15 protein-coding genes are annotated in these 20,031 nt (G+C 66.2%); 8 read left to right on the top strand and 7 right to left on the bottom strand.

Annotated elements, in window-relative coordinates; all coding sequences use genetic code 11:
- Positions 1 to 18: 18 nt before the first annotated feature.
- Entirely contained in the window at positions 19 to 213 is a 195-nt protein-coding gene (locus E5A73_RS03380; protein WP_135962352.1) for a hypothetical protein, read from the bottom strand.
- A gap of 207 nt (positions 214 to 420) precedes the next feature.
- On the opposite strand from E5A73_RS03380, the gene paoA reads away from it, so the two are divergent.
- From paoA to paoC, 3 genes are read left to right on the top strand one after another with little or no spacing between them, the layout of a single operon-like run.
- Positions 421 to 1,059: an aldehyde dehydrogenase iron-sulfur subunit PaoA gene (paoA, locus tag E5A73_RS03375; RefSeq protein ID WP_135962351.1), complete on the top strand. Its 639-nt coding sequence runs from the start codon at positions 421 to 423 to the stop codon at positions 1,057 to 1,059.
- The gene (locus E5A73_RS03370) at positions 1,056 to 2,009 is read left to right on the top strand and encodes an FAD binding domain-containing protein (protein WP_135962350.1); all 954 of its coding nucleotides are present in this window, start codon (positions 1,056 to 1,058) and stop codon (positions 2,007 to 2,009) included. The genes paoA and E5A73_RS03370 overlap by 4 nt, the downstream gene beginning before the upstream one ends.
- Entirely contained in the window at positions 2,006 to 4,225 is a 2,220-nt protein-coding gene (paoC, locus tag E5A73_RS03365; protein ID WP_135962349.1) for an aldehyde oxidoreductase molybdenum-binding subunit PaoC, read from the top strand. Before E5A73_RS03370 ends, paoC begins: the two co-directional genes overlap by 4 nt.
- Before the next feature lie 30 nt (positions 4,226 to 4,255).
- Here paoC and E5A73_RS03360 read toward each other — a convergent pair whose 3' ends face one another.
- Entirely contained in the window at positions 4,256 to 4,675 is a 420-nt protein-coding gene (locus E5A73_RS03360; RefSeq protein WP_135962348.1) for a hypothetical protein, read from the bottom strand.
- Positions 4,676 to 4,915: 240 nt separating this feature from the next.
- Here E5A73_RS03360 and dnaE point away from each other — a divergent pair, with 240 nt between their 5' ends.
- Both dnaE and E5A73_RS03350 read left to right on the top strand, forming a co-directional pair.
- Positions 4,916 to 8,533 (top strand): DNA polymerase III subunit alpha, encoded by a 3,618-nt coding sequence (gene dnaE, locus E5A73_RS03355; RefSeq protein WP_135962347.1) that lies wholly within the window; start codon positions 4,916 to 4,918, stop codon positions 8,531 to 8,533.
- 173 nt (positions 8,534 to 8,706) lie between these two features.
- Positions 8,707 to 10,314 carry a long-chain fatty acid--CoA ligase gene (locus E5A73_RS03350; RefSeq protein ID WP_168355785.1) on the top strand — a complete coding sequence of 536 codons (1,608 nt, stop codon included), beginning with the start codon at positions 8,707 to 8,709 and terminating at the stop codon, positions 10,312 to 10,314.
- A gap of 26 nt (positions 10,315 to 10,340) precedes the next feature.
- Here E5A73_RS03350 and E5A73_RS03345 read toward each other — a convergent pair whose 3' ends face one another.
- Entirely contained in the window at positions 10,341 to 12,950 is a 2,610-nt protein-coding gene (locus E5A73_RS03345; RefSeq protein ID WP_135962345.1) for a M1 family metallopeptidase, read from the bottom strand.
- 192 nt (positions 12,951 to 13,142) lie between these two features.
- Positions 13,143 to 14,213 carry a PA0069 family radical SAM protein gene (locus E5A73_RS03340; RefSeq protein ID WP_135962344.1) on the bottom strand — a complete coding sequence of 357 codons (1,071 nt, stop codon included), beginning with the start codon at positions 14,211 to 14,213 and terminating at the stop codon, positions 13,143 to 13,145.
- A 53-nt stretch (positions 14,214 to 14,266) separates the two neighbouring features.
- Between E5A73_RS03340 and E5A73_RS03335 the strand changes: the two genes are divergently transcribed.
- Positions 14,267 to 14,608 (top strand): VOC family protein, encoded by a 342-nt coding sequence (locus tag E5A73_RS03335; RefSeq protein WP_135962343.1) that lies wholly within the window; start codon positions 14,267 to 14,269, stop codon positions 14,606 to 14,608.
- A gap of 58 nt (positions 14,609 to 14,666) precedes the next feature.
- A complete protein-coding gene (locus tag E5A73_RS03330) occupies positions 14,667 to 15,197 on the top strand; it encodes a YbjN domain-containing protein (protein ID WP_135962342.1) in 531 nt (176 codons plus the stop codon).
- A gap of 15 nt (positions 15,198 to 15,212) precedes the next feature.
- Here E5A73_RS03330 and moaB read toward each other — a convergent pair whose 3' ends face one another.
- The 3 genes from moaB to E5A73_RS03315 are packed head-to-tail and all read right to left on the bottom strand — an operon-like array spanning position 15,213 to position 18,248.
- Positions 15,213 to 15,740 carry a molybdenum cofactor biosynthesis protein B gene (gene moaB / locus E5A73_RS03325; RefSeq protein WP_135962541.1) on the bottom strand — a complete coding sequence of 176 codons (528 nt, stop codon included), beginning with the start codon at positions 15,738 to 15,740 and terminating at the stop codon, positions 15,213 to 15,215.
- A complete protein-coding gene (locus E5A73_RS03320; protein ID WP_240699989.1) occupies positions 15,730 to 17,526 on the bottom strand; it encodes a lytic transglycosylase domain-containing protein in 1,797 nt (598 codons plus the stop codon). The genes moaB and E5A73_RS03320 overlap by 11 nt, the downstream gene beginning before the upstream one ends.
- The gene (locus E5A73_RS03315) at positions 17,523 to 18,248 is read right to left on the bottom strand and encodes a uracil-DNA glycosylase family protein (RefSeq protein WP_135962340.1); all 726 of its coding nucleotides are present in this window, start codon (positions 18,246 to 18,248) and stop codon (positions 17,523 to 17,525) included. Before E5A73_RS03315 ends, E5A73_RS03320 begins: the two co-directional genes overlap by 4 nt.
- Before the next feature lie 128 nt (positions 18,249 to 18,376).
- On the opposite strand from E5A73_RS03315, the gene E5A73_RS03310 reads away from it, so the two are divergent.
- Entirely contained in the window at positions 18,377 to 20,029 is a 1,653-nt protein-coding gene (locus E5A73_RS03310; RefSeq protein ID WP_135962339.1) for an electron transfer flavoprotein-ubiquinone oxidoreductase, read from the top strand.
- Positions 20,030 to 20,031: the final 2 nt, after the last annotated feature.

Genomic DNA, 20,031 nt, shown 5'->3' with positions numbered 1-20,031 from the left:
CTAAGACGCCGTGCGAGATTAATTCCGCGTGCCGCGCAGGCTGTTCAGGACGGCGAGCGCCGCGATGCCGACGAACGCGGCGCTGGTCCATGGCCGTGCCTTTGCGAAGCTCTTGGCCTTTTCGGTGAGCGGCGCATCGCCGGAGAAATGGGTCCGGAAAGAATCGGTAAGTCCGGTCTTGGCGTTGGTCACAGGGGCGGTCGGGTCGGCCATGAACATCTCCATCCAGACGCAGAAATGCGTCGTCGGAGGCCTCAACGCGCAAGCCGCGGGACGGTGCCGTGTTGCTGCGCGCGCGGCGATCAATCGCCCCATTGACGCCGCCGAGCGGCGGCGTTCGGCAAATGAGTAACAAATAGGTGGTGCCGAACGAGGCAAACAGGCGTTAAGCGCGATGAACGCACGCGGAAGGATCTGATCATGTCCAGTTTGTCCGATCTGGAACTGTCCCGACGCGGCTTGCTCGCCGCTGGCGCAGCTTCGGCGGTCGTCGCGGTGGGGCCTGAAGCCGCTGCACAGGAAAGCGACACGATGACTCCCGGCCTTCCCCCGATGCCCGTCAGCTTCGAAGTCAACGGCAAGGTCCGCCAGCTGTCGCTCGATACGCGCACTACGCTGCTCGACGCGCTGCGCGAGCATCTGCACCTGACCGGCACCAAGAAAGGGTGCGATCATGGCCAATGCGGCGCGTGCACCGTGCTGGTCGACGGCGTGCGGATCAATTCGTGCCTGAGCCTCGCGGTGATGCACGAGGGCGACAGGATCACCACGATCGAGGGCCTCGGCACCCCCGACCGGCTGCATCCGATGCAGGCTGCGTTCGTCAAGCATGACGGCTATCAATGCGGCTATTGCACGCCGGGGCAGATCTGTTCGGCGGTTGCGGTGCTAGACGAGATCAAGCGGGGCGTGCCCAGCCATGTGTCCGCCCGCCTGACCGATCGGCCGCGCGTCACCAATGCCGAGATGCGCGAGCGGATGAGCGGCAACATTTGCCGCTGCGGCGCCTATTCCAACATCGCCGAGGCGATGGCCGAAGTTGCGGGGGGCAAGGCATGAAGGCCTTCACCTATGAGCGTGCTGCCTCGGCGCAAGATGCCGCGGCCAAGGCATCGTCGCTGCAGGGCGCGCGGTTCATCGCGGGCGGCACCAACCTGCTCGACCTGATGAAGCTCGAAATCGAGACGCCGACGCATCTGATCGACGTCAACGGGCTGGGCTTCGACAAGATCGAGAAAACGCAGGACGGCGGCCTGCGCATCGGCGCGTTTGTCCGCAACACCGCTCTCGCCGCCGACATGCGCGTGCGCAAGGGTTACGGGGTGTTGAGCCGCGCACTGCTGGCGGGCGCTTCCGGCCAGCTCCGCAACAAGGCGACGACCTCGGGCAACCTGCTCCAGCGCACCCGCTGCCCCTATTTCTACGACACCAATCAGCCGTGCAACAAGCGCCGGCCGGGCAGCGGCTGCGCGGCGATCGGCGGCTATAGCCGGCAATTGGCGATCGTCGGGGCGAGCGAGGCCTGCGTCGCGACGCACCCGTCCGACATGGCAGTGGCGATGCGCGTGCTCGACGCCCAGGTCGAGACGGTGAACGCCGCCGGACAGACCCGCGCGATCCCGATCGCCGAGTTCCACCGCCTGCCGGGCGACACCCCGCACATCGATACCGTCCTCGCGCCGGGCGAGCTGATCACCGCCGTCACTCTGCCCAAGCCGATCGGCGGGGTGCATCTCTACGAAAAGGTGCGCGACCGTGCCTCCTACGCGTTCGCGCTCGTCTCGGTCGCCGCGGTGATTCAGAAGGACGGCAGCGGCCGCGTCGCCATCGGCGGGGTCGCCCATAAGCCCTGGCGCGTCGAGGCGGCGGAGGCGGCGATGCCGCAGGGCGCAAAGGCAGTGGCGGCGCAGCTGCTGGCCGGCGCGACGCCTACCGAGGACAATGCTTTCAAGGTGCCGCTCGTCGAGCGGACACTGGCGGCGGCGATGCACGAAGCGAGGGCGGCATGAGGTTCGACACGCCTGCGGGCACCAATCCGATCGACCGGCTGAAGGTCGTCGGCAAGCCGCTCGACCGGATCGACGGCCCGCTCAAGACGACCGGCACCGCGCCCTACGCCTATGAGCATCACCCTGAGCCCGCGAATGCCGCTTATGGCTATGTCGTCGGCTCGGCCGTCGCCAAGGGGCGGATCCGCTCGATGGATCTGAGCCAGGCCAAGGCGGCGCCGGGCGTCATCGCGATCGTCACGGCAGAGAATGCCGGCAAGCTCGGCAAGGGCAGCTTCAACACGGTCAAGCTGCTCGGTGGCCCTGAGGTCGACCATTATCACCAGGCGATCGCAGTCGTCGTCGCCGAGACCTTCGAGCAGGCGCGCGCCGCCGCGAACCTCGTCCGCGTCGACTATGCCCGCGCCAAGGGCCGCTTCGATCTCGATGAAGAACTCAAGACCGCGCCGCTCACCGGCGGGTCGAGCGACGAAGGAAGCTCGGCGCCGGGGGTCGATCGGGTCGGCAAGTTCGAGGCGGCGTTCGCCTCCGCGCCGGTCAAGTTCGACGCGACCTATACGACCCCCGACCAGAGCCACGCGATGATGGAGCCGCACGCTTCGATCGCGGCGTGGGACGGCGGCTCGCTGTCGGTTTGGACCTCGAACCAGATGATCGACTGGGGCCGGGGCGATCTCGCCAAGACACTCAATATCCGCAAGGACAAGATCCGCTTCATGTCGCCTTATGTCGGCGGCGGCTTCGGCGGGAAGCTGTTCCTGCGCAGCGACGCACTGATGGCCGCGCTGGCAGCGAGAGCGGCGCACCGGCCGGTCAAGGTAGCGCTTCAGCGTCCGTTGATCGCCAACAACACGACGCATCGTCCCGCGACCCGCCAGCGCATCCGTATCGGCGCGACTGCCGACGGCACCATCACCGCCATCGCGCATGAAAGCGGCTCGGGCGATCAGCCTGAGGGCGGTCCGGAGACCGCGGTCAACCAGACCAAGCTGCTTTATGCTGGCGCCAACCGAATGACTTCGATGCGGCTCGCGGTGCTCGACTTGCCCGAAGGCAATGCGATGCGCGCGCCGGGCGAGGCGCCGGGGATGATGGCGCTCGAGATCGCGATGGACGAAATGGCCGAGAAGCTCGGCATGGATCCGATCGCCTTCCGCGTCAGGAACGATACCCAGGTCGACCCCGAGAAACCCGAGCGGCGCTTCTCGGAGCGCAATCTGATCGGTTGCCTCGAGCAGGGACGGCAGCGCTTCGGCTGGTCGAAGCGCAACCCGCGGCCGGCGCAAGTGCGCGACGGGCGCTGGCTGGTCGGGATGGGCATGGCGGCGGCGTTCCGCAACCATATCAACATGCCGTCGGGCGCGCGGGTCCGGCTCGGACGCGACGGGATCGTCACGGTCGAGACCGACATGACCGATATCGGCACCGGCAGCTACACGATCATCGCGCAGACCGCTGCGGAGATGATGGGCCTGCCGATCGAGCGGGTGGTGGTGAAGCTCGGGGATTCGAGCTTCCCGGTATCGGCAGGATCGGGCGGCCAGTTCGGGGCGCCCAACTCGACCGGCGGCGTCTATGCGGCATGCGTGAAGCTGCGCGAGGCAGTGGCGCAGCGCCTCGGCTATGATCCGGCTAATGCCGTGTTCGAGGACGGTCGGGTGCGGGCGGGCAACCGCTCGGCAGCGCTCGCCGAGGCGGCGAAGGACGGCGAGCTCTCCGCCGAAGACAGGATCGAGTTCGGCGATCTCGGCAAGAAATACCAGCAATCCACGTTCGGCGCGCACTTCGCCGAAGTCGGAGTCGATTCCTATACCGGCGTGGTCCGCGTCCGCCGGATGCTCGCGGTTTGCGCGGCCGGGCGCATCCTCAATCCGAAATCGGCGCGCAGCCAGGTGATCGGCGCGATGACGATGGGGGTGGGCGGCGCGCTGATGGAGGAATTGGCGGTCGACAAGAGGTTCGGCTTCTTCGTCAACCACGATCTCGCCGGTTACGAAGTACCGGTCCATGCCGACATCCCGCATCAGGAAGTGATCTTCCTCGACGAAACCGACGCCACGGCATCGCCGATGAAGGCCAAGGGCATCGGCGAACTCGGGCTTTGCGGCGTCGGCGCGGCGGTGGCCAATGCGGTGTACAATGCCACCGGGGTACGCGTGCGCGATTATCCGCTCACGCTCGAGAAGCATCTCGACCGGCTTCCACCGATCGCCTGACGCGACCGGACGCAGCCGCAATATCTTGAGTCAGTACATCTGCGGCCCGGGCAGGCAGATCACATATTGCCCCTTTTTCTCGTTTCCCGCCTTCTCGCCCTCGTCGCCGGCGACGAGCCTGCCGAGCTTCGCGAGCGCCGACGCCATCGACGTCGCGCCGGCAAGCGGCCGACCACGCGGATCGCGGCGCGCGGCGGGGCGGGCGTTGCGGGCTTCGCGGCGCGGCGGCGGCGCGAGGCGGTGCATGCGCTGGGCGACCGATGCTGCATCGCCCGCTCGGCCGAATTCGCGCCACACGACGCGGAAGCCGGCGGGGACCTGGGCCCAGTCGCCGTCGTCGCTGCGGATCATGTCGCAGCCGCAGCGGTGGCAGATGCTGAATTCCAGCCCCTGATTGTGGTGACGCTTGGCCGAAGGCACATGGTTCATCACCGAACAGAGGATGGTCATCGCAGGGTTACTCCGGTTACCGGATCGCGCCGCTGGTCCCGGACGGGGCGCCGCGATCAAAGATTGATCTTCGTTAACCACGGTTTGGCCAAACGGTGGATGAGTTGCCATTAAGGTCGGTCCCCATAAGCGACTCCCACCACCGGGCTTGTACGGATGTGCCGGCCGGCTTCTCGGAAAGCTGTGGACGGCGCGCGGCCGGCAGTGGCAAATCGCGCCCCGCGCCGCTAGGGTCGCGCGATGGCGCATTCGGGATTCGTACCGCTCCGGGTCTTCTCTTCCTACACCATGCTCGAAGGTGCGATCGAGCCCAAGGCGATCGCCAAGCGCGCGCGAGAGCTTGGCTTTCCCGCCGTGGCGGTCAGCGACCGCAACGGCCTCTACGCCGCAATGCCGTTTTCCGACGCTTGCAAGAAGGCGGGTGTCCAGCCGATCGTAGGCACACTGCTCGCAGTCAAGCGCCCCGAGCTTGCCGAGGGCGCGCCGGTCGCGATCGACTGGCTCGCACTCTACGCGCAGGACGAGACCGGCTATCTCAACCTCTGTCACCTCGTCTCGATGGCGCATCTCGACCGCCCGATCGAGGAGGAGGCACACGTGCCCCTCGACGCGCTCGAGGGCCGCACGGACGGGCTGCTCTGCCTCACAGCTGGCGCCGAGGGTGCGCTCGCGCGACTCTATGCCGACGGGCAGGACAGCGCCGCCGAAGCCTATGCGGCCCGGATCGAGGCGTTGTTCCCCGACCGGCTTTATGTCGAGATCGTCCGCCGCCTGAATGAAGTCGAGGGCAGGGCCGAGGCCAAGTTGCTCGATTATGCCTATGCCCGCGATCTCCCGATCGTCGGGACCAATCCGTGCTGCTTTGCCGACGAGAGCTTCCACGAGGCGCACGACGCGATGCTGTGCATCGCCAATTCTTCCTACATCGCCAGCGACGATCGCCCGCGCAGTTCGCCCGATGCCTGGATGAAGCCTGCGGGCGAGATGCGGAACCTGTTCGCCGACTTGCCCGAGGCGCTCGCCAACACGCTCGTCGTCGCCCAGCGCTGCGCCTATGCCGCACCCAAGCGCAAGCCCATCCTCCCCAGCCTCGCCGGCGACCGCGAAGGCGAGGCGAGGATGCTGCGCGAGCAAGCGAGGGACGGACTGCACATGCGGCTGGCCAAGATTGCTCAGATCGAAGGACTGACGGCGCCCAAGAGCCCCGTTCGCCCTGAGCTTGTCGAAGGGCAGCCAGCGTCTTCTGCCGACGGTGCGGGAGGAGAACAGCGCTTCGACAAGCTCAGCGCGAACGGGGAGGGTGACCGCTTTCCCAACGCAGGGGACTGGACCCAACCCTATCGCGACCGCCTCGAATTCGAGCTCGACGTCATCATCCAGATGGGGTTCCCCGGCTATTTCCTGATCGTCGCGGACTTCATAAAATGGGCGAAGACTCACGACATTCCCGTCGGCCCCGGCCGCGGCTCGGGCGCGGGCTCGGTGGTCGCCTGGGTGCTGACCATCACCGATCTCGATCCTCTCAAGCTCGGCCTGCTGTTCGAACGCTTCCTCAACCCCGAGCGCGTGTCGATGCCCGATTTCGACATCGATTTCTGCGAAACCCGCCGCGGCGAAGTGATCCGCTACGTCCAGGAGAAATACGGCCGCGACACCGTCGCGCAGATCATCACCTTCGGGACGATGAAGGCACGCGCGGTTCTCAAGGACGTCGGCCGCGTGCTCCAGATGAGCTACGGCCAGGTCGATCGCCTCGCCAAGCAGATCCCCAACCACCCGACCGACCCGTGGACGCTCAAGCGCACCCTCGATGGCGTCAGCGAGTTCCACAGCGAGTATAAGAACCATAGCGACGTCCGCCATCTGATCGACCTGTCGATGCGGCTCGAAGGCCTGCCGCGGCACAGCTCGACGCACGCTGCCGGCGTGGTGATCGGCGATCGCCCGCTCGCCGAACTGGTCCCGCTCTACCGCGATCCGCGCTCGGACATGCCGGTCACGCAGTTCGACATGAAATATGTCGAAGGCGCTGGACTGGTGAAGTTCGATTTTCTCGGGCTCAAGACGCTGTCGGTGCTCAAGAAAGCCGTCGAACTGCTCGCCGACCGCGGCATCGAGGTCGATCTCGACACGCTCCTGTGGGACGATCCCGAAGTCTACGACTTGCTCCAGCGCGGCGACACGGTCGGCGTGTTCCAGCTCGAATCCGAAGGCATGCGCCGTACCCTTACGGCGGTCCGCCCGACCAATTTCGGCGACATCATCGCGCTGGTCTCGCTCTATCGCCCGGGCCCGATGGACAACATCCCGAGCTTCGGCCACCGCAAGGGTGGGCGCGAGGAGATCGTCTATCCGCACGCCCTGCTCGAGCCCGTCCTCAACGAGACCTACGGGATCTTCGTTTATCAGGAACAGGTGATGCAGGCGGCGCAGGTGCTCGCCGGCTATACTTTGGGCGGCGCCGACATGCTCCGCCGCGCGATGGGCAAGAAGATCAAGGCCGAGATGGACGCGCAGCGCGCGATCTTCGTCGAAGGCTGCGGCAAAGTGAACGACATCAAACCTGCCAAGGCCAACGAACTGTTCGACTTGATCGACAAGTTCGCGGGCTACGGCTTCAACAAGTCGCACGCTGCCGCCTACGCGCTGCTCGCCTACCAGACCGCGTGGCTCAAGACCCACCATCCGCACGAATTCTTCGCCGCGTCGATGGCGTACGACATCCACCAGACCGACAAGCTCGCGATCTTCGCCGACGATATGCGCCGGCTGTCGATCGAGTGCCTGCCGCCCGACATCAACGCCAGCCTCGCCGATTTCCACGTCGAGAAGCACAAGGACGGTCTCGCGGTGCGTTATGCCCTGGGCGCGCTCAAGGGCGTCGGCGAGCGTGCGATGGAGCTGCTGATCGAGGAGCGCGATGGCAATGGCCGCTTCAAGTCGCTCGACGATTTCTCCAAACGCGTTGACCCGCGACTTCTCAACAAGCGCCAGCTCGAGACGCTCGCCGCCGCGGGGGCGTTCGACGGGATCGAACCCAACCGCGCCGGAGTCCATGCCGCGGCCGAGACGATCCTCGCCGTCGCCCAGCGCACGCACGAGAGCCGGGCGAGCGGGCAGGGCGGCCTGTTCGGCGAATCCGAACCCGGCGGCGGCGCGATCACCTTGCCCAAGAGCGCGCTTTGGTCGCTCGCCGACAAGATCGCCGCCGAGAAGGACGCGTTCGGTTATTATTTCTCGGCGCACCCGCTCGATCGCTACGGGCATCTCGTCCGCAGCCAGGGTGCGCGCGAGATCACCTCGCTGGGCGAAGTGCCGATCCCCGACGGCGGCCGCGTCGGCGCGACGATCGCCGCGCTGATCGAGGATGCGCGCTGGCGCACTTCGGCGCGCGGCAACCGCTACATGATGGCGACGATCTCGGACACCAGCGGCCAGGTGATCGCCAGCTGCTTCGACGAATTCGCCGCCAAGGACATGGAGGAAGCGGCGCGGGCAGGGGGCTGCGCCCTGCTCACCGTCGAGCTCGACAAGCGCCCGGGCGAGGATACCCCGCGCGTTTCGGTCAAGCGCGTCCAGCCGTTCGAGAGCATCGCCAACACCGCGCGCCTGATCGTCGACTTGGAAGTGAGCGACGCGGGCGTCCTCCCGCGGCTCGCCGAGATGATCGGTGGCGAGCGCGGCGGGCGTAGCACGGTAAGGGTCTGGGCACCCTTCGGCGCCCAGGGTCAGGCCGAGCTGGTAATCGGCCGCAACTTCCGCGTCGACGAGGAGATGGTCGACAAGATCCGCGGGCTGCCGGGGATTCGCTCCGCGGTGTTCGGTAAGCCCGAAGTGACGCTGGCGGCTGCTGCCTGAACAACACGGCACCCTCACCCTTCCGGCGCTTCGCGCCTCCTTCCCTCTCCCGACGGGAGAGGGAAGGGGCCCGCCGCCGCAGGCGGTGGGAAGGGTGAGGGTGAGAGTGGACCTCGACTCTCCCACCACTCCCCGCTTACCCTGTCGCAAAAGCCGAAGAGCTGGAGAGAGCGATGCTGGGTGGAATGCAGGATTTCGAGCTGCGCGTGATGCGGCTGCTCGATCACGCCGCGCGCGAGCACGGGCCGCGCGAGATCGTCACGCGCTGGGCCGACGGCAGCGAGACCCGCACCGACTGGGCCGGCATCGCGCGCGATTCCCGCAAGCTGGCGCAGGCGCTCGAACGCCTCGGCGTAAAGCCCGGCGATCGGGTGGCGACGCTCGGCATGAACCATAGCCGCCATCTCGTCGCCTGGTACGGCACGATCGGGATGGGCGGGGTGATCCACACGATCAACCCACGGCTGTTCGAAGACCAGCTCGCTTTCATCGCCAACCATGCCGAGGATGCGGTGCTGCTCTACGACAAGGCATTCGGGCAGGTCGTCGAGAAGCTCAAGCCGCAATGGACGACGATCCGCCACTATATCTGCTTCGACCCCGGATCGGAGTCCGGGGCAGGCGACGGTGCATTCGAGGCACTGATTGCGAGCGAGACCGGCGATTACGCCTGGGTCGAGGGCGACGAGCGCGAACCGTGCATGCTCTGCTACACCAGTGGCACCACCGGCGATCCGAAGGGCGTGCTCTACACCCACCGCTCGACCGTGATCCACGCGATCACCGAGCTGCAGCCCGCCGAGTTCGACCTTTCCACCCAATCTGTCGCGATGCCGATCGTGCCGATGTTCCACGCCGTCGGCTGGGGACTGCCCTTCGCCGGCGCTGCGGTGGGAGCGAAGTTCGTCTTCTCGGCAGTTAATGAGCCCAAGATCCTTTGCGAACTGATGAACCGCGAGAAAGTCACGCACAGCGCGGGCGTACCGACCGTATGGTTCGCGATGTTCCAGTATATGGACGCGACGGGCGCCGCGCCCGAGCATCTCAGGATCGTAACGATCGGCGGCTCGGCCGCGCCGCGCGCGATGATCGAGCGGCTGATGAAGATGGGTATCCGCGTCAACCACGCCTGGGGGATGACCGAGACGTCGCCGATCGGCACGATGGGCGCGCCTTCCTACGATTGGAACGATCTCAGCTTCGAGCAGCAGGTCGATCAGGTCTCGAAGCAGGGTAAGGTCCCGTTCGGGGTCGAGCTGCGGATTGTGGACGATGAAGGCGCGGTGCAGCCGCGAGACGGCGTCGCCTCGGGCCGTCTGCAGGTCCGCGGCCCCTGGGTAATCAAACAATATTATGGCGAGGCGCAGCTCGCCGTCGATTCGGACAATTGGTTCGACACCGGCGACGTCGCGGTGTTGCATCCCGACGGGACGATGCAGATCACCGATCGCGCCAAGGATGTGATCAAGTCGGGCGGCGAGTGGATCAGCTCGGTCGAGCTCGAGAATTGCGCGATCGGCTGCGCCGGCGTCGCCGAGGCCGCGGCGATCGGCGTCCATCACCCGAAATGGGAAGAGCGCCCGATCCTGCTGGTGGTGCGCAAGCCCGATGCCGAAGTGAGCGTCGCCCAGATCCAGGCGCATCTCGAGCAGCACGTCGCCAAATGGTGGCTTCCCGACGAGATCCACTTCGTCGAGACCCTGCCGCACACCGCAACCGGCAAGCTCCTCAAGACCGCGATCCGCGCGCAGTACAAGGACTTCAAGCTGGCGGCTGCGTAACTCCCCTTTCCCAAAGGGAGAGGGAATTAGCGCCCCATCACCGCAGCGCTCACTTCGCCCGCCTTGGCGTCCTTGAACCGCGCGCAGTTGCGGATCGCCTCCAATGCGCGATCGAGCCCCAGCGTGCTGGTGTTGGCGAGTTGCGGGCGCAATTTGGCATCCACTGCGTCCGCTGCCGAATTGGTGCACAGCACGTTGAACATCTGCCCCGCGCGCGCCGAGAAGATGCCGCCGCCCACCTTCGAGGTTCCGAAACTGCCCAGCAGCGTGTCCGCCCCCGCATCGCGCGTCCGCGGCGAGCCGAGGAAGCGCGTGGCGACATGGAGCCGCTCAGCCTGCGACAGCCGCGGATCTTTGAACTCTCCCAGGAACCAGCGCGCCACCTCCGCATTGCCGGAGCCGCCGATCGCCTCGAACGCGAGCTGGCGCAGCGCCGGATCCGCGAGCCCCTTGTCGGCGAGTGTCCTGGCCAGCGGCACGCCCTTGTCCTTCACGTCGAGCGACAGCGCGAGCTGGGCAAATTCTGAGTCGAGCGCCTTGGCGTCGCCCGCCAGATAGGCATCCGCCGCCGTGATCAACTTGCCGCGTGTCAGTGCATCGCCGCCCGCGCCGGCAACCAGCTCGACCAGATCGCTGCGCAACTTCCGGCGGTCGAGCGTGTCCGCGGCATAGGCGTCCGCGGCAGGATCGAAGCCGAGTTGTTCCAGCTTGGGGCCGTAAATGTCGACGATCAGCCTGCGATAGGCCGGCAGCGCCGCCTCGCTGATCAGCCCGCGCCGCTGCAGCTCGCGCCAGCGCTTGCCATTGTCGAGCGCTGCGTTCGAAGCCGGGTGCGCCGCCATCGAACGGGCGAGCGCTGCCAGCTGGGGCAGCTTGGCCTTGCCCGCGTAGAACGATGCCCACAGGCTGTCGGTCACCGCCAGTGCCTCGCCCTCGGGCAGCGTCGGCGCGGCAGCGATCAGCGCCGACCAGTCGGCCGGGTCCATGTCGAAGCGATAATAGCCCCAGCCGCCGGCATTGGGAACGATCACGCCGTCGCCCTTCGCCTCGATCGCGCCGCCCGGCTTGTCGAGAAGCGTGCAGCTGCGCACCGCGACGCGGCGGACGCACACCGGCACGATCCACTGTTCCGGGGGCACGTTGCTGCCGAAACTGGCGTAGCGCGACTGGCTCGCGATCAGCCCGCCGCCGTCATGCTTCAAAGTCACCACCGGCATGCCCTGCTGATCGACGAAGCTGCGTAGCGATTCGAGCACGCGCGGATCATGCGCGGCGCTGGCGAGCGAATCGAAGAACTGGTCGGTTGTGGCGTTGCCGTGATGATAGCGCCGCATGTGCAGCCGCACGCCGTCGCGGAACTTCTCCTCGCCCAGATAGGCGGCGATCATCGCCACCACCTGGCCGCCCTTGCCATAGGTAATCTGGTCAAACGCCGCGTCGATGTCGGCATCCTTGGTGATCCGCTGGTGGATCGGCCGGCCCGCGCCCAATGCGTCGATCTGCATCGCCTCGAACGCCTCGTCGATCGCGCTCACCCCAATGTTGAGGTCAGGGCGCCATTCGTTGCCGATGCGATAGCCCATCCAGTTGGCGAAGCTTTCGTTGAGCCAGATGTCGTCCCACCAGGCTGGGGTCACTACGTCGCCGAACCATTGGTGCGACAGCTCGTGCGCCACCACCATGCCAAAGGTCCTTTTGTCCTCGGTCGGCGCCTTCTCGTCGACGAACAATATGCCGTCGCCATAGATGTCGGCGCCGGCATTCTCCATCGCGCCCGGCATCACCGGCGAACCGATCTGGTCGAGCTTGGGATAGGGGAAGGGCTGGTCGAAATAGCTTTCGAGAAGCGCGACGATCTTCTTCGATCCCTCCAGCGCATACTGCATCTGCCCGGCATAGGGCTTGGTCCCGACGATCCGCAGCGGCAGCGGCCTGGGGCGCTGCGGCGTCGCCGGGACGGTGCCCTCGAGCGTGACGAACGGACCGACGACGAAGGCGACGAGATAGGTCGGCAGTGGCTCGGTCGCGGCGAAGCGGTGCTTGACCAATTTGCCCGCGGCGAGCGGCTTGCCCAGCTCGGGCGCGTTGCTCACTGCGACGAAGCCGCGCTTGGTGGTCACCGAGACCGTGAACGGCGTCTTGTATCCCGGTTCGTCGAACGACGGAAAAGCCGCACGCGCGTCGATCGATTCGAACTGCGACCAGCTATACCAGTCGTCGGCCACCTTGATCCGGTACAGCCCCGAAGGACTGCCGCCGAAGGCCGCGTCGTAATCGAATTTGAGCGTCAGCTTGCCTGCCGGCAGTGTCCGCCCGAAGTCGAGCTGGGCGAGGCCCCATTGCGTCTTCTGCGTGAAGGTCACCGGCGTCTCGCTTTTGCCGATCCTGACCAGCGCCTTGCGCATGTTGAGCCCGCGCCCGTGCAGGAAGATCGAGGCGGCCGGCTGCTTGAGCTCGATATCGATTTCGGCATGGCCGGCAAACCGTGGCTGTGCGGGCAGGATCGTCATGTCGAGCCGGTAGGCGAGCGGCCTGACCAGGTCGGGCAGCTTGCCGGTCGGCAGCGGCGGGGCGGACTGGGCCAGGGCGGGGGCAGGCAGGATAAAGGCGCAAAGCACCAGCAGCAGGACGCGCATCGGGATTCCTTGAAGGGGCCGCGCTGCTTATGCGCTCCACTGCCATGGAGCAATACGACACCTGCGTGCGTCGGCACCGTCCCTTTGCTCCGTTCGCCCTGAGCTCGTCGAAGGGCAGCGCGCCGCGAGCGAACCGAGATAGGAGAGCGTGCTTCGACAAGCGCAGCACGAACGGAATTACAGGTTCGACCTCTAAAACAATTCCCCCTGCGGTCCGGCAGGCGGGCGGAACAGGTCGGTGCGCAGCTTCATCCGTTCCCCGTCGAGTCCAAACCGCTTCGCCGCGATGTGAAACCGCTTCCGAAGCAGTTCCGCCCACGGCCCTTGCCCGCGCATCCGGCTGTGGAAGTTCGGGTCGTTGTCGCGTCCGCCGCGGATCGACTGGATCGTCGCCATCACCTTGCCCGCACGATCGGGGAAATGCGTCTCCAGCCACGCGCGGAACAACGGCGCCACTTCGTGCGGCAGCCTAACCGGCAGGAAGAAGGCGCCGCGCGCGCCGGCATTCACTGCCGCCTCGAGAATATGCTCGATCTCGTGATCGGTAACCGCGGGGATCACCGGCGCCATCGAGACGAATACTGGAATACCGGCATCGGTCAGCTTGCGGATCGCAGCGATCCGCTTGGCCGGCGAAGGTGCGCGCGGCTCGACCGTCATCGCGACGCGAGGATCGAGCGACGTCACCGACAGCATCACCGCCGCCAGTCCCTTCGCCGCCATCGGCGCCAGCAGGTCGATGTCGCGCGTAACGCGGTCGGACTTGGTGGTGATGGTGATCGGGTGGTTGCACGCGGCCAGCACGTCGATGCAGCCGCGGGTGATCCGCCAGGTGGCTTCGATCGGCTGGTAGGGATCGGTATTGGTCCCGAACGCGATCGGCTTGCACACATAGCCGCGCTTGCCGAGTTCGGCGCGCAGCAATGCCGGCGCGTCGGGCTTGGCGAACAGCCGCGTCTCGAAATCGAGCCCGGGCGACAGATCGTGATAGGCGTGGCTGGGCCGCGCGAAGCAATAGATGCAGCCATGCTCGCATCCGCGATACGGGTTGACCGAGCGATCGAAGGCGATGTCCGGCGAATTGTTGCGCGTCAGGATCGTCTTGGGCTTCTCCACCGTCACCGTGGTGCGCAGCGGCGGCGCCTCGCCGTCGACGGCGAAGCGATCGTCGAGCCAGTCGCCATCGGCCTCGCGTTCGGGCAGGTTGAAGCGCGCGCTGTCCTGGTTGAGCGTGGCGCCGCGGGTCGCCCGAGTCTTTGCCATTGCCACAGGCTAGGCTGGTTGCTAGAACATAGCAAGAACACATGGAGGGATGAATGGCACGGATCAGCTATGTCGAATTGCCGGTGACGCAAATCGGCGAGACGCGCGATTTCTATGCGCAGGCGTTCGGCTGGGCCTTCACCGATTTCGGCCCGGACTATTCGGCGACGACCGGCGGCGATGTCGATGTCGGGCTCAACGCCAGCGACGACCAGGCGATCGCGCAGCTGCTGCCGATCGTCGAGGTGCAGGATCTCGAAGCTGCACTCGAGCGCGTCGTCGCGGCGGGCGGCGAAGTCACCGTGCCGATCTTCGCCTTTCCGGGCGGGCGGCGCTTCCATTTCCGCGATCCGGCCGGGAACGAACTCGGCGTGTGCATCAACGAACCCGAATAGCCCCGATTGCGCGAACGGTTGCGGATGCTATGTCCGCCGCGTCTCAAGGGGGAAATCGATGCGTCTGCTTCCGTTCGCCGCCGGCATTGCCGCGCTTTGTCTTTCCGCGCCGGGCTTTGCCGAGGACACCAAGCCCTGCGGCGCCGGATTGGTCTGCGCGAGCAGCCCCCAGACGGTTCTGGTCGCGATGGAGAAGGCCGAGTTCAAGCCCAAATTGTCCAAGGACACCGACGGCGACCCGATGATCGAGAGCGACGAATCCTCCTATCATTTCCAGGTCTTTTTCTACGGTTGCGAGGCGCACAAGAATTGCGATTCGCTCCGCTTTGAATCGCTGTTCGAGAAGGCGCCGGAGAACACCCCCGCATTCGTCAACAAGTGGAATTCGAAGAAACGCTTCCTCCAGGCATCGGTGCGCGACGATGGCCAGCTCGGCGTCGCCTATGATGTCGCGACGATCGGCGGGCTCACCCCGGCGAATTTCGCCGACGTGCTCGACTGGTGGAACTCGGAGCTGAACGAGCTGTCGAAATTCTTCAAGGAAGAGCTCAACCTGCCGGACGCGAAGGCGGAAAAGCCGAAGGGGTAAACGAATCCGATCCGTTCAGCGCTCCATCAGCCGCGGCATCAGTTCGACGAAGTTGCACGGCTTGTGGCGAATATCGAGCTGGCTGGCGAGGATTCCGTCCCACGCGTCGGTGACTGCGCCGGTCGATCCCGGCAGCGCGAAGATATAGGTGCCGCGCGCCACCCCGGCGGTCGCGCGCGACTGGATCGTCGAGGTGCCGATCGTCTGATAGCTCAGCCAGCGGAACAGCTCGCCGAACCCTGGAATCTCCTTGTCCCAGACTCGCGCCAGCGCTTCCGGCGTGATGTCGCGCCCGGTTACCCCAGTGCCGCCGGTGGTCAGGATGACGTCGACCTCCGGATCGTCGATCCACGCGTGCAGCCGGCTGACGATCGTCTCGACATCGTCGCGGACGATCCCGCGGTCGGCGAGTTCGTGCCCCGCTTTGGTCAGCCGCTCGACCAGCCGGTCGCCCGAGCGGTCGTCCTGCAAGCTGCGAGTGTCGGAAACCGTGAGCACCGCGATCCGGACGGGCCGGAACGCGATGGTCTCGTCAATTGCCACCGGCAACCAGCGCGCTGGCGGCAAGCCGCGGCAGGTTCCGTGCACTGACCTTGACGGCCTTGGCACCCGGAAGTCCCGGGAATTTGGGCCATAATCCCTGCGTCAGCGCGGGGCGGCTGGTCGAGGCGCGGCCTTCCTGGTTCTCGTACATCCAGTAATTGCGCAGCACGGTCATCACATAGCCGCGCGTCTCCCAATACGGGATGCTCTCGATATAGAGCAGAGGGTCGCCATTGTCCCGGCTCATGCTGTTCCACAAGGCGACCGGGGTCGGGCCGGCATTGTACGCGGCGATCACCTTGGGCAGCAGCCCCTGGGTGAACGGCTGGTCGCGCAATTGCTCGAGATAGGACTGGCCGATCTCCATGTTGACCGAAGGCTTGGTCAGGTCCGACGCGGCATAGGTCACCCCGCTGCGCCGGCCGACATCGGTGGCGGCGCCGGTCTTGACCTGCATCAGCCCCATCGCGCCCGCGGCGCTGCGCACCTCGGCGTTGAACCGCGATTCCTGCAGCGTATGCGCGAACACCAGGGCTTTATCGACGCGCCAGCCGCCTGACGGAGTCCAATTGGGGGAGGGATAGCGTGCCTGCATCAGCGGCTGCGCGCCGGCCGGGCCGTTGTGCGACAGCCACAATTGGGTAGCGGCGAGGTTGAGCCGGCCGGCGAGGCGCGACAGCGCGGCATGGTCGCCCGGGGTGCAGAACTTGGCCTGGTGCCGCAGCACTTCGTTGGCGAGCCCATCCTCGCCGATCTCGGATAGCGCCGCAGCGACGCGGACATTGGGCCGGCGTTCGAGCACCCGCCAATCTTCGGCGACGAAGCGCTCGCCCTTCAGTGGCTTGTCCTGGATGCCGAGCGCCGCCCGTGCGAGCAGCCCGTAATAGGTCTCGCCAAACTGTGCCGCGGCCTTGAGCCGGACGCCGACCTTCTCCGGCCGTCCGCACGCCATGTCGGCGCGCGACGCCCAATAAAAGCCGGCGGAGCGCAGTTCGGTGTCGGTGGCGCGGGTGGCGACGCGCTCGAACGCATCGGCCGAGGCGTTGCAATCGCCCTGCCGCCATGTCGCCAGCCCCGCGACCCAATCGGCCTGTCCGACCCATGCGCCGACGCCCAACTGCGCCTTCTCGGCGATGCGGCGAGCATTGGCGTCGTCGCCGGCGACATAATAAATCCATGCCACCTTCTGCTGCCACTCGGTCAGCGCCTCGGGCGTGAGGTCGGCGGCGAACTTGTCGACTACTGCCTCGGCCTGGACGCCGTCATCGGCCTTGACGAAGGGATTGATCTCGATCGCCACCGAAGTCGCCGCGGTGTCGCTCTTGATCGAGCGCGCGCGCTGGCGGACCGGCGCGCCGTCGAACCAGATCAGCCGCTGGGCAGCGGGGAGCGAAGGGGTGTCCAGCGCGCCGCGTGCCTTGGCCATCCGCACGAGCTGTTCGGCCTGCGGCAGGTCGGGCGCCTCGGTGAGCAGCGCCATGATCTGGCTGAGCTCGACCTTGGGCGAATCCTTGGCGGTGTAGAGTTCGGCGCGGGCGAGCGCATGCAGCGGCCCGGGCTTCATCGAATCGAGCACAAGCTGCGCGTCGGACCATTGCCCGGCGTGGATCGCCGCGAAGACCTTGCGATACCCGCTGCGCTGCTCGGCATCGAGCTGGTCGGGCACGCCGTCGCCGTCGCGCACCGCGCCAGGGGCGGCGGGACGCGGCTCGCCGGTCAGGTCGTCGGCATAAGCAGTGGCAGGGAGCGCGAGCAAGGCCGCGGCGATGATGGTACGCTTGATCACTCGGCGGTCCCCCGGCTCAACAGCAGCAGATGCTTCCATGCCTCGCCCTTGAAAGCCGGCCGTTCGAGCAGGAAGCGCGGATGGTAACTAGCCACCACAAAGGTCTTTGCACCGAAATGGTTAACGAGCTCTATAGGATTTGTTAGGGATTCCCCGTTCGTCCCAGTCAGGACACGGCTCGCCGACTGTCCCAGCAAAAACAGCCGCTTGGGCTTCAGCAGCGACAGATGGTGCCGCGCCAGCTCGAGCAGGCGCGCCTCGTCGTCGGCGGCGATCCGCCCGGTCACCGGCCGCGCCCAGGCGAGCGGCAGCACATATGCCGATTCGCGGCTCTGCCCCACTGCGGCGAGCATCCGGTCGAGCAGGCGCCCCGCCGGTCCGGACAGCAGCAGTTCGGAATCCTCGGCTTCGGGAACGTCGGTGACGAGCACCCATTCGGCGTCTGCCGGCCCGGTCGGGGCAAGCCGCGGCATGTGCCACTCGGCTTCGGGTGCGGCATCGCCGCGCCGCCACGCGACGAACGCCTCGAGCGTATCGGGCAATGCCTCGACTATCGGTTCCGCTACGGCAGCCTCGCTCGCCACGGGCTGAACGGGCGGCGGGATCCGCGCCAGCCAGTCGCGCGCCTCGTCCTCGACGAGCATGTCGACGCCGGCGTCGTGCCACCATTCGAGCGCGCTTGCCGCCAGCTTCTGCCAATCCTGAACCGTTTCCCCTCCCATACCGACTCTTTGAATCCTTGTTGACGCGGCGGTCAATCTGCCTCCAATCGCAAGCGGACGGGACGTTGCGGAACCGCGACGACAGGCGACGCTACGTCCCCTTAGACGACTCGCAAGGGATTAAGAGGATGAGCGAACGAGAGTCGATGCCCTATGACGTCGTGATCGTCGGTGCGGGCCCCGCAGGCCTGTCCGCCGCGATCCGGCTCAAGCAACTGGCCGTCGAGAGCGGACAGGAGCTTTCGGTGTGCATCCTCGAAAAGGGTTCGGAGGTCGGCGCGCATATCCTGTCCGGCGCCGTGGTCGATCCGCGCGCGTTGAACGAGCTGCTCCCGGACTGGCGCGAGGATTGCCCGCTCGCGCGAACACCGGTGACCGAGAATCACCATTGGATCCTCAACGAGAAGGGCAAGTCGGCCTTTCCTGAGTTCGTCACGCCGCCCTATCTCCACAACAAGGGCACCTACACAGGGTCGCTCGGAAACCTCTGCCGTTGGCTGGCGGGCAAGGCCGAGGAACTCGGCGTCGAGATCTTTCCCGGCTTCGCCGCCGCCGAGATTCTCTACAATGACGACGGCAGCGTGAAGGGTGTCGCGACCGGCGATATGGGGGTCGCGCGCGACGGCACCCACAAGCCCGATTACGCGCCTGGGCTCGAGCTCCATGCCAAATACACCTTCTTCGGCGAAGGTGTCCGCGGTCACCTTTCGAAGCAGCTCCAGCGCCAGTTCAAGCTATGCGAAGACGCCGATCCGCAAGTCTATGGCATCGGCATCAAGGAATTGTGGGACGTGGACCCCGCCAGGCATGTCCCCGGCAAGGTGATCCACACCCAGGGCTGGCCGCTCAAGGACGGCGAGAGCAACGGCGGCGGTTTCCTCTATCATCAGGCCGATGGGCAGGTCGCATTGGGCTTCGTCGTCTGGCTCAATTACAAGAACCCCTATCTCTCGCCCTTCCACGAGATGCAGCGCTGGAAGACTCATCCGGCGATCGCCGAGATCCTTCAGGGCGCCAAACGCGTCTCCTACGGTGCCCGCGCGATCAGCGACGGCGGCTGGCAATCGGTGCCCAAATTGGTGATGCCCGGCGCGGCGCTGATCGGCGACACCGCCGGCTTCCTCAACGTGCCCCGGATCAAGGGCACCCATACCGCGATGAAGTCGGGGATGATGGCCGCCGAAGCCGCCTTCGCGGCGGTCCATGCCGGGCGCGGCAGCGACGAACTCACTGCCTATCCCGAGGCGTACAAGACCAGCTGGGTCGAGAAGGAGCTGCGCGGCGTCCGCAACGTCGTTCCGCTCGTCAAGAAATTCGGCGACACCTGGGGCACGATCTTCTCGGGCGCGGCGATGTGGATGGAGCTTATCGGGCTGCGCTGGCCGTTCACGATGAAGCACCATCCCGATCACGAGAGCCTGTGGCACGCCAGTCACGCCACCCCGATCGAATATCCCAAGCCCGACGGCGTGCTGACCTTCGACCGGCTCTCCTCGGTGTTCATCTCGAACACCAATCACGAGGAAGACCAGCCGGTCCATCTGACGCTCAAGGACCCCGATATTCCAATCGGTTACAATCTTCCGGTATACGCCGAGCCGGCGCAGCGTTACTGTCCGGCGGGTGTCTATGAGGTCGTTGGAGAAGGCGATGATCTGCGCTTCCAGATCAACGCGCAGAATTGCGTCCACTGCAAGACCTGCGACATCAAGGACCCCACTCAGAACATCAACTGGGTGGTCCCCGAAGGCGGCGGCGGGCCCAATTACCCGAACATGTAGCC

Source organism: Sphingomonas gei (assembly GCF_004792685.1).
GTDB lineage: Bacteria > Pseudomonadota > Alphaproteobacteria > Sphingomonadales > Sphingomonadaceae > Sphingomonas > Sphingomonas gei.
This window is presented reverse-complemented; position numbering and strand designations above follow the sequence as displayed.